At 72.4% G+C, this 10,283-nt stretch carries 8 protein-coding genes; 3 read left to right on the top strand and 5 right to left on the bottom strand.

All coding sequences use genetic code 11. The annotated features are described in order from the left end of the window. Positions 1–224 (bottom strand): hypothetical protein (locus SACHA_RS0113425; protein ID WP_019810604.1); only part of this gene is annotated, 224 nt, incomplete at its 3' end. Between the two features lie 90 nt (positions 225–314). After that, positions 315–992, bottom strand: coding sequence for a DUF3159 domain-containing protein (locus SACHA_RS0113420; protein WP_028663160.1), 678 nt, complete (start codon positions 990–992; stop codon positions 315–317). Positions 993–1,378: 386 nt separating this feature from the next. On the opposite strand from SACHA_RS0113420, the gene SACHA_RS0113415 reads away from it, so the two are divergent. Then, entirely contained in the window at positions 1,379–2,350 is a 972-nt protein-coding gene (locus SACHA_RS0113415; protein ID WP_028663159.1) for a quinone oxidoreductase family protein, read from the top strand. 66 nt (positions 2,351–2,416) lie between these two features. On the opposite strand, the gene SACHA_RS0113410 is transcribed toward SACHA_RS0113415, so the two are convergent. The 3 genes from SACHA_RS0113410 to SACHA_RS0113400 form a co-directional block, all read right to left on the bottom strand. Next, on the bottom strand, positions 2,417–3,013 hold the full coding sequence (locus tag SACHA_RS0113410; protein WP_019810599.1) for an FKBP-type peptidyl-prolyl cis-trans isomerase: 597 nt from the start codon (positions 3,011–3,013) through the stop codon (positions 2,417–2,419). 9 nt (positions 3,014–3,022) lie between these two features. Continuing rightward, positions 3,023–5,431 (bottom strand): HelD family protein, encoded by a 2,409-nt coding sequence (locus tag SACHA_RS0113405; RefSeq protein ID WP_019810597.1) that lies wholly within the window; start codon positions 5,429–5,431, stop codon positions 3,023–3,025. A gap of 115 nt (positions 5,432–5,546) precedes the next feature. Then, entirely contained in the window at positions 5,547–6,527 is a 981-nt protein-coding gene (locus SACHA_RS0113400; RefSeq protein ID WP_028663158.1) for a heme o synthase, read from the bottom strand. Positions 6,528–6,903: 376 nt separating this feature from the next. On the opposite strand from SACHA_RS0113400, the gene tkt reads away from it, so the two are divergent. After that, positions 6,904–8,997 (top strand): transketolase, encoded by a 2,094-nt coding sequence (gene tkt, locus SACHA_RS0113395; protein WP_019810594.1) that lies wholly within the window; start codon positions 6,904–6,906, stop codon positions 8,995–8,997. A gap of 103 nt (positions 8,998–9,100) precedes the next feature. Beyond that, a complete protein-coding gene (gene tal, locus SACHA_RS0113390; RefSeq protein WP_019810592.1) occupies positions 9,101–10,222 on the top strand; it encodes a transaldolase in 1,122 nt (373 codons plus the stop codon). The last annotated feature ends 61 nt before the right edge of the window (positions 10,223–10,283 follow it).

Here is a 10,283-nt window from a genome sequence, read left to right as displayed (position 1 = left end):
GCCTCCACGAGGGCGTTCCCGGTCTCGACGTCGGGCACCACGACGTCGCCGAGCGCGCCGTCCCGGCCGACGAGGACCACCCGGGCGCCCGCGCGGCCGATCCGTTCCACCACGGCCCTGGTCGGCCCGCCGTGCTCGCCCACGAACACCCGGGCCGCGGTCAGGTGGGCCTTCCCGGGGCGGGCGGCGGTCCGGTCGCTGGTCTCGGAAGCGGTGTCAGTCACGGCGCCAGTCTAAGCTCCCGACCGGCCACGGCCGAAGTCCGTTCCCGGGGAAGCGGTCCATGTCACCGCCGCCACCCCGGGGCGCCCGGATCAGGCGGGTTCGGGAGGCCGCGCCATGCGCAGGGTGACGTCCGGGAGCCCCCGCAGTCGGCGCCACCCGTGCCCGGCGCACGCCGCGATGGTCAGCGCGGTGAACAGCCCACTGAGCACACCACGGGACAGCAGCCCGGCGTCCAGGCTCCACTGCAAGAACCCGTACGTCATGGCGGCGTCGATCAGTCGGGACCCGCCCCACATCAGGGCCACGTTCACGAACACCCGCCGCACGGTGCGGTGGGCGAACAGTTCGGCGGGCAGGTGGATGAAGTCCCGTGCCAGACGTGCGGTGATCGGTCTGCCGATCACCGCACTCCCCACGAACAGCAGGAACATCAGGAGTGAACCGACGACCGGTTGCAGCACGTACACGGCCGCGCTCGACGTGATCAACGCGAACACGGCGCTGCTCACCAGCATTCCGCTGGCCAGCAGCAGCGTGTGCGGGACGTCCCTGCGCAGCATCCGGCGCAGGCCGATCACGAAGGCGCTCCAGCCGAGCACACCGGCGGCGGCGGGGACCAGACTCGTGAAGTTGAGCAGCAGCATGAACAACACGGTCGGCACGACGGCCGTTTCCAGCGCCAGCACCACGGCACGGGAGGCGGTGGCACGCAGATGCGGGATCTCGATGACGAGGTGTCGATCGGAAGTCAGCGTGGGGTGGTGCACGGTCACATCTCTCGGGTCGGGTCGGGCCGGGATGGCGTCCGCTGACCCGGTGGGGACGGTTCGGGGGGCCCGTACACCACCGGAGGCATTCACCGGCCAACATGACGCATCCGTGAGTCGCCCGTAGCCTAAACGTTACCTCCGTCCGGGTAAATGCGGTACTCGGCTGTGCCGCGCGTCTCGTGGGCTCACCCGGCCGGGAGGAACAGGGGCCCGCGGGGGCCCACCGGATACGAACAACACCCCGCCGGGAGCCTGTTCCCCCGACGCGCGACCACAACACCGGGGACGACACTGGGGAGAGACGGACCGTCCGCGGTCCCGGACCGGCACGACCGTGTCGGTCCGGGACCGGCACGGGTGCACGACGATGAGGAGGAACCGCATTGGTGACCGTGATCCGCATGCACCGCACCGGGGGGCCGGAGGTGCTGGAGACCGCCGAGGGCGAACCCGGTGATCCCGGCCCCCGGGACGTCCTGATCGACGTGGCCGCGGCCGGGGTGAACTACATCGACACCTATCAGCGTGCGGGCATCTACGAGGTGCCGCTGCCCTACACACCCGGGCTCGAGGGTGCCGGGCGGGTGGCCGCCGTGGGTGCCGAGGTGGACGAGTTCACCGTCGGGGACCGCGTCGCCTGGCAGGGCGCCCCGGGCGGATACGCGGAGAAGGCGCTGATCCCGGCCGACGTGGCGGTCCGGATCCCGGAGACCGTGTCCGACGAGACCGCCGCCGCGACGATGCTCCAGGGAATCACGGCGCACTACCTGGTGTCGTCGACGTATCCGGTGGGCGAGGGTGACCCGGTGCTGGTGCACGCCGCGGCCGGCGGCGTCGGTCTGTTGCTCGTGCAGCTGGCGAAGGCGCGCGGGGCCCGGGTACTCGGCACGGTGTCGACCGCGGAGAAGGAGCGTCTGGCGCGGGAGGCCGGCGCGGACGAGGTGGTCCGCTACACCGAACGGGACTTCGTCGAGGCGACCCGGGAGTTCACCGGTGGCGAGGGCGCCGCGGTGGTCTTCGACGGGGTCGGCGCCTCCACCTGGGAGGGCAGTCTGTCGGCGCTGCGGCCCCGGGGACTGCTCGCGCTGTTCGGGGCCGCCAGCGGCCCGGTGCCGCCGATCGACCCGCAGCGGCTGAACGCGGGCGGCTCGCTGTTCCTCACCCGGCCGAAGACCGTCGACCACACCCGCACCCGCGCGGAGCTGGACTGGCGGGTCGGCGAACTGTTCGACGCGGTGAGCTCGGGCACGCTCACGGTCCGGATCGGTGGACGCTACCCCCTGTCCGGGGCCCGCACCGCCCACGAGGAGCTCCAGGGCAGGCGCACCACCGGGAAGGTACTGCTACTGCCGTGAGCGCACCGGGCCCGCCCACCGGTCGCGGGCGGGCCCGTCGGGCACTCCCTCACGGAGTGGGTGGAGTCACTGCGGGGTCTCGACCCCCACCACCTCGGTGACGACCACGACCGTCTCGTCGACCGGCGCGGGACCGCTCTCGGCCCCGGACTGCAGGTCGGCCGGGACGACGATCAGACGCCTGCCGCGTTCCTTGATGTCGACCAGTGCCTCCTCCCAGACATCGAACCGCTGTTGCTCCTGCCCGAACTCGACGGTCTCCGTGTCGGGCTCGCCGAAGGTACTGCGGTAGACCTCGCCACTCGACCAGCCGACCATCGTGTAGTCGAACTCGACCATGCCGCCCGGTTCGGCTCCCGGGCCGACCCCCTCGTCCAGCTCGCGGGTCAGCAGCCCGGTGGGTGCGGCGCAGCCCTCGGGGATGGTGACCTGCGGCCCCTCGCCCCCGGCTTCGCCTTCCTCGGTGACGGCGATGTCCTCCGCGGTGCACTCCTCCCGCGATTCCCGCTCCCCCGGTGAACCGGTCGGCTGCTCCGGGACTCCGGCCCCCGGCGACGCCCCGGTGTCCGGCGGTACGTCCGAGGGCTGCTCGCCCGGCGGCGAGCAGGCCGCGAGCGCGGCGGCGAAGGCCACCACGGTCATGATCTTGCCAGCGTTGCGCATGGAATTACCCTAGCCGGACCCCGGCTCCGGGCTGCCGTCGCCCGACAACGCGGGCAACGGCTCACCCGTGTGTATGACGCCGAGCCGTCGCGTCGCCCGGGTGAGCGCGACGTACAGGTCGTTCGCCCCGCGCACGGACCCGGCGACGATCTCGTCCGGCGCCACGACGATCACCCCGTCGAACTCGAGCCCCTTGGCGCGCTCCACGGTCAGCACCGACACCCGGGGTGTCTCCACCGGGTCGTCCGGCGCGGCCTCCCCCGCACGGGCGAGTTCGGCCGAGAGCTCGCCCTCGACGGCGGCCGGGCACAACACCCCCAGCGTGCCGTCCCCGAGCCGCGCGCGTTCGTGCTCCACCAGTTCCGGCAGACGCGCCGCCAGCTCGGTGCGGGGCAGCCGCTCCTGCCACGGTGGCACGCCGGTCTCGCGCACCGACACCGGCGCCGACAGTGCCGGGTCGATCCCGGCGAGTACCCGTGCGGCGACCTCCATGATCTCGGCGGGTGTGCGGTAGTTCACGGTGAGCTCTCGCAGCCGCCAGCGGTCGGCGACGTACGGGGCCAGCACGTCCGACCAGCTCGACGTGCCCGCGGCCGACCCGGTCTGGGACACGTCCCCGACGACGGTCATCGACCGGCTCGGGCTCCGGCGCATGAGCAGCCGCCAGTCCATCTCCGAGAGTTCCTGCGCCTCGTCCACGATGACGTGGCCCGCCAAGGTCCAGGACCGGTCCCGCGCGGCGCGCTGGGCGGCGGTGAGGCCGCTGCCCTCCTCCTGCCGCTGGGCGAGCAGTTCGGCGTCGAGCACGTCGCGCACCCGCACGACCTCCTCGTCGATGATCTCCTCGTCCTGTTCGAGGACGTGCAGCACACCCTCGGCGTAGGCCTTCTCCTCGCGCTCCCTGCGGGCCCTGCGCTCGCGTGCCTCGGTGTCGTCCTCGGCGAGGAGTTCGGCCAGCTCGTCGAGCAGCGGCACGTCCCCGGGCGTCCACAGCGCACCGGGGTCGCGCCGCAGGGCGCGGCACTCGTCGTCGGTGAGGTGTCCCCGCGCGGCGGACCGCAACCGCGCGGGGGTGGTCAGCAGGTCGTTGAGCAGCTCCTGTGGCGACAGCTTCGGCCACAGCGACTGCACCGCGTCCGCGACGGCCCGGTCCTCGGCCAGCTCGGCCCGGATGGTGGCGTGGTCGCGGGCGTCCAGCAGGGGCGTGTCGTCCACCTCGTCGTCCGCGAGCGGGATGTCGGGGACGTCGTCGAGCACGTCGGACTCCAGCCGGGCGGCGGACTGCGCGGCCAGCGCGTCCAGCACGTCGTCGACGAACACCCGGCGGGCGAGGTTGTGCGGTTTGAGCGTGTCGCGCGCGCGGGCCCGCGCCCTCTCGCACGTCCGGCGGTCGAGGGTGAGCACCTCGCCCTCGGCGTGGATCTCCAGGACGTCGTCGGGCACGGTCTGCCGGTCGCGCACCGCCGCGGCCAGTACCTCGGTCATGGCGATCCGGCCCTTGATCTCCGCGGCCTCCGGGGTGTCCAGGCCGGTGGCGGTCAGTCCGGGGTACAGCTCGCCGACCGTGGCCAGCAGCACGCCGGTCTCCCCCAACGAGGGCAGCACCTGGCCGATGTAGCGCAGGAAGGTGCTGTTCGGCCCGACCACGAGCACCCCGCGGCTGGTGAGCTGGTGACGGTAGGTATAGAGCAGGTAGGCCGCACGGTGCAGCGCGACCGCGGTCTTGCCGGTGCCGGGCCCGCCCTGCACGACCAGCACCCCGCCCGGGTCGGCGCGGATGATGCGGTCCTGCTCCGCCTGGATGGTGGCGACGATGTCGGACATCTCCCCGGTGCGCCCGCGCTCCAACGCGGCCAGCAGCGCCGCCTCACCCGCGAGCCCGAGATGGTCGCTGCCCTCTCCGGAGCCGAGGTCGAGCACCTCGTCGTCCACGCCGACCACGCGCCGGGACAGGGTGCGCAGGTGCCTGCGCCTGCGGACACCGTCCGGGGATGCGGCGGTGGCGAGGTAGAACGGGCGCGCGGCCGGTGCGCGCCAGTCCACCAACAGGGGGCGGTAGTCGTCCTGCTCGTCGAACAGGCCGAGTCTGCCGATGTAGATCGGGGAGTCGGTGTCGCGGTCGGGCGCGAAGTCCAGCCTGCCGAAGGCCAGCCCCTGCTCCACCGAGTTCAGCTGCGCCAGCCGGTCACTGTAGGTCGCGGTGGCGGCCTCCCGTTCGGCCCGGGCCTGCGGCGGACCGCCGGTCGCGGCCAGCGCCTCGGTGAGCCGCTGGTCGGCGAATTCGCGCTCGGCGTCGAGCCGCTCGTACAGCATCGTCACGTAACGCTGCTCGGCGGCCACCTCGTCCCGGTCCGGGGTGGCGGTCTCGTCCGGAGCGGCGGCGTGGTCGGGTTCCCGGTGTTGCGGGGACACGGACACGGTGGGTCACCTTCGAGTCGGGGGAACGGCCTGGCCGAATCCGTAACGAACACCGCCCGCGGGTCATTCCCGGGATTCCCCGACCGGGTGGCCCACGCGGCACCGCGGTCGCGGGTCAGAACGGCAGGCCGAGGATCGGCAGTCCGATGGCGGAGTCGACCGCCAGCGCACAGAAGACGATCATCAGGTAGGTGTTGGACCGGTGGAACAGCGCCATCGGCCTGGTCGTCTCGCCCCGGCCGACGGCCGCGTACAGGCGATGCGCGTAGAACAGGAACCAGGCACCCGCCAGTCCGGCGAAGGCGGCGTAGAGCCAGCTCGTCGCCGGGGCCAGCAACAACGTCCAGCCGACCATCACCCAGGAGTAGATCACGATCTGCCGGGCGACGTGCCGGGGCGGCGCCACGACCGGCAGCATCGGCACCCCGGCCCGCTCGTAGTCGTCGCGGTACTTCATCGCCAGCGCCCAGGTGTGCGGCGGGGTCCAGAAGAAGATGACCCCGAACATCACGAAGGCGGGCCAGGACACGGTGCCCTCCACCGCGGCCCAGCCGATGACGACGGGCATACAGCCGGCCGCGCCGCCCCAGACGACGTTCTGCGGTGTGCGCCGCTTGAGCACGAGCGTGTACACGAAGATGTAGAACAGGATCGTGCCGACGGCGAGCGCGGCGGCCAGCGGGTTCACCGCCAGGTACAGCACGGTGAACGACCCCGCGGCGAGCGCGAGACCGAAGATCAGGGCGTTGCGCCGGGGTACCGAGTCCCGCACGAGCGGACGCCGCTTCGTGCGGTTCATCACCTTGTCGATATCGGCGTCGATCACGCAGTTCAGCGCGTTCGCGCTGCCCGCGGCCATCGTGCCGCCGAGCAGGGTGACCAGTACCAGCCACGGCGACGGGATCGCCCGTCCCGCCAGGAACATCGCCGGGATCGTGGTGACCAGCAACAGCTCGATGACCCTGGGCTTGGCCAGCGCGGCGTACGCGCCGACGACGTCCCGCATACCTCGCCGGCCACCGGCTGGGGACTCGCCAGTGGGATGCACGGCGCTGGTGTGCTCACTGCGCCCGTGCGCAGCGTTCACCAACGACATCTCGCTCCCTGTCTCGAACTCCGTGAGGACGCGCGCCCGGGGGACGCGGCATCTTGACGGATCGTAGTAGAGCGGGATCCACCACCGCCGGGCGGATCCCGCGGCGGCAAGCCACGTCACACCGCGGGATCCCGGCACGGGCGCGCGGCGCCACCCCGCCGTCCGCCCGGTGCCCACGATCACTGACTCTGCGCAGCCGGGTCGTCTAGGCTGACGGCCGACCGGTCCGGCTGACCGGAACACCTTTCCCGTGTCGTCGACGAGATCGCTTCCCCCAGTGTTCGGGATCGATTAAGATCGTCCGGGACACGCCCACGGCCGGGCAACCGGGGTAGCCAGCAACAGCCAACGCGCGAAGAATCAGGGAGCCGAGTTCGTGTCGGAGATCGCCGCTACGGAGAACAACCCACTGCTGCGCCGGAGGTATCCGGCCGACTGGACGGAGACGGACACCCGCGCCGTGGACACCGTCCGCGTCCTGGCGGCGGACGCCGTCGAACACTGCGGGAGCGGCCACCCCGGCACCGCGATGAGCCTCGCTCCGGTCGCCTACTCGCTGTTCCAACGGATCATGCGGCACGACCCGGCCGACCCCGAGTGGCCCGCGCGCGACCGCTTCGTCCTGTCGGCGGGGCACAGCAGTCTCACCCTCTACATCCAGCTCTACCTCGCCGGGTACGGCCTGGAGATGGCGGATCTGAAGCAGCTGCGCCGGTGGGGATCGAAGACCCCGGGCCACCCCGAGTACCGGCACACACCGGGAGTGGAGACGACCACCGGCCCGCTCGGCCAGGGTCTGGCCAACGCGGTCGGCATGGCGATGGCGGCCCGCCGCGAGCGGGGCCTGCTCGACCCGGAGACACCGGAGGGCGAGAGCCCGTTCGACCACCACATCTACGCGATCGCCTCGGACGGCGACATCGAGGAGGGCGTCACCTCGGAGGCGTCGTCGCTGGCGGGCAGGCAGGAACTGGGCAATCTCGTCGTCGTCTACGACGACAACAAGATCTCCATCGAGGACGACACCACCGTCGCGCTGTCCGAGGACACCGCGAAACGGTACGAGAGCTACGGCTGGCACGTGCAGGTCGTCGAGGGCGGTGAGGACGTCGTCGCCTTCGAGGAGGCGGTCGCCGCCGCCAGGGCCGAGACCACGCGGCCGTCGTTCATCCTGCTGCGCACCGTGATCGGCTACCCGGCCCCGACCAAGATGGACACCGGCAAGGCGCACGGGGCGGCACTCGGCGCGGACGAGGTCGCCGCCGTGAAGGAGGCGCTGGGTTTCGACCCGGCGACGAGCTTCGCCATCGACGACGACGTGCTCGCCCACACCCGCCGGGTCGGCGACCGCGCCGCCGCCGAGCGGGCGCGCTGGCAGGAACGGTTCGACGCCTGGGCCGCGGCCAACCCCGAGCGCGCGGAGCTGGCCGGGCGGCTGCGTACCCGCGAACTGCCCGAGGGCTGGGCGCAGAAGCTGCCGAGCTGGGAACCCGATGCGAAGGGCATCGCCACCCGGAAGGCCTCCGGCGAGGTGCTCAACGCCGTCGCGGATGTGCTGCCGGAGCTGTGGGGTGGGTCGGCGGACCTCGCCGAGAGCAACAACACGGTCATCAAGGGCGCGTCCTCGTTCGGCCCGGCAGCCGCGTCGACCGGGATGTTCCCCACCGAGCCCTACGGCCGGAACCTGCACTTCGGGGTGCGGGAACACGCGATGGGCGCGATCCTCAACGGGATCGCCCTGCACGGCGGCACCCGCCCGTACGGGGCGACCTTCCTGATCTTCAGCGACTACATGCGGCCCGCGGTGCGGCTGGCGGCGCTGATGAAGGCCCCGGTGGTCTACGTGTGGACGCACGACTCGATCGGCCTCGGTGAGGACGGCCCCACACACCAGCCGATCGAGCACCTCGCCTCGCTGCGCGCCGTCCCGGGCCTCAACGTGGTGCGGCCCGCCGACGCCAACGAGACCGCGGCGGCCTGGAAGGCGGCGCTGGAGGACGTGCACACCCCGACCGGCCTCGCCCTGACCCGGCAGAACGTGCCGGTGCTGGAAGGCACCGACCCCGAGGGCGTGGCCAGGGGCGGCTACGTGCTCGCCGAGGCCTCGGACGGTGCGCCGGAGGTGCTGTTGCTGGCCACCGGTTCCGAGGTGCAGCTCGCGCTGGCCGCGCGGGCGACGCTGGAGGCCGACGGCGTGCCCACGAGCGTGGTGTCGATGCCCTGCGTCGAGTGGTTCGACCGCCAGGACACCGCCTACCGGGACGCGGTGCTGCCGCCGTCGGTGACCGCCCGGGTCGCCGTCGAGGCCGGGGTGGCCCAGTCGTGGCACCGCTTCGTCGGTGACCGCGGCGAGACCGTCTCCCTGGAGCACTTCGGTGCCTCCGCCGACTTCGGCACGCTCTACGAGAAGTTCGGGCTGACCGCCGAGGCCGTCGTCGCCGCCGCCCGCCGGACGTTGGCTCGGCGCTGAGTTCGGGCACCCGGAAGGGTGGGTCACCGGGTGGGCCGCGCGGCGACACGGCGGCCCACCCGGACCGCCCACGACGAGCGCGACAACAGAAAGGGATGAGATCATGGCCAACACCGACCGGCTGGCGGAGCTCTCGCAGGCGGGAGTGTCCATCTGGCTCGACGACCTGTCCCGGCAGCGGCTCCGGTCCGGCAACCTGGCCGAACTGATCCGCGACCGGCACGTGGTCGGCGTCACGACCAACCCCACCATTTTCGCGGGCGCCGTCGCGCAGGGCGAGGACTACGACGAGCAGGTGCGCTCGCTCGCCGAACGGGGCGCGGACGTCCACGCGGCGGTGCGCGAGCTGACCACCGGTGACGTCCGGGAGGCCGCGGACACCCTGCGGGAGACCTGGATCGCCACCGACGGCAAGGACGGGCGCGTGTCGATCGAGGTCGACCCCGGCCTCGCCCGGGACACCGACCGCACCGTCGCCGAGGCCGCCGAACTCTGGAAGACGGTCGACCGGCCGAACATCTTCGTCAAGATTCCGGCGACCGAGCAGGGACTGCCCGCCATCACCCGGAGCCTCGCCGACGGCATCAGTGTCAACGTCACCCTCATCTTCTCGGTCGAGCGCTACCGGGCCGTGATCGACGCGTTCTTCGCGGGCCTGGAACAGGCCCGGGCCAACGGGCACGACCTGTCCCGGATCCGCTCGGTCGCCTCGTTCTTCGTCTCCCGCGTCGACGCCGAGGTGGACAAGCGGCTCGAAGCGATCGGCAGCGACGACGCCCTGGCCCTGCGGGGCGAGGCGGCCATCGCCAACGCCCGGCTCGCCTACGCCGCCTACCAGGAGGAGTTCGCCGGCCAGCGGTGGGCCGACCTGGCCGGGGCGGGGGCGCACCCACAGCGCCCGCTGTGGGCCTCGACCGGGGTGAAGAACCCGGAGTACTCGGACACCCGCTACGTCGACCGGCTCGTCGTGGCCGACACGGTGAACACGATGCCGGAGAAGACGCTGCACGCCGCCGCCGACCACGCCGAGATCACCGGCGACACGGTGACCGGCACCGCCGGGGACGCGCAGCGGGTGTTCGACCGGCTCTCCGCCGTCGGCATCGACATCCCCGACGTGTTCCGCACGCTGGAGGACGAGGGCGTCGAGAAGTTCGACACGTCCTGGAACGAACTGCTCGACACCGTGCGCGGGCAGCTCGACGCCGCCGGGGCGCGCTCCTGATGGCGGCCGGGCACACCGAGGTGACCGTCGCCGACCCCACGCTGGCCGGTGCGGCCGCGCC

The organism is Saccharomonospora halophila 8 (genome assembly GCF_000383775.1).
Classification (GTDB): Bacteria; Actinomycetota; Actinomycetes; order Mycobacteriales; family Pseudonocardiaceae; genus Saccharomonospora; species Saccharomonospora halophila.
Note: the sequence above shows the minus strand (reverse complement) of the source record. Positions and strands in the feature narration are given on the sequence as shown.

Coding starts and splice junctions, on each gene's coding strand:
- SACHA_RS0113410 (WP_019810599.1), bottom strand. CDS start 3,013: ATGCGCAACGCTGGCAAGATCATGACCGTGGTGGCCTTCGCCGCCGCG.
- SACHA_RS0113400 (WP_028663158.1), bottom strand. CDS start 6,527: ATGTCGTTGGTGAACGCTGCGCACGGGCGCAGTGAGCACACCAGCGCC.
- tal (WP_019810592.1), top strand. CDS start 9,101: ATGGCCAACACCGACCGGCTGGCGGAGCTCTCGCAGGCGGGAGTGTCC.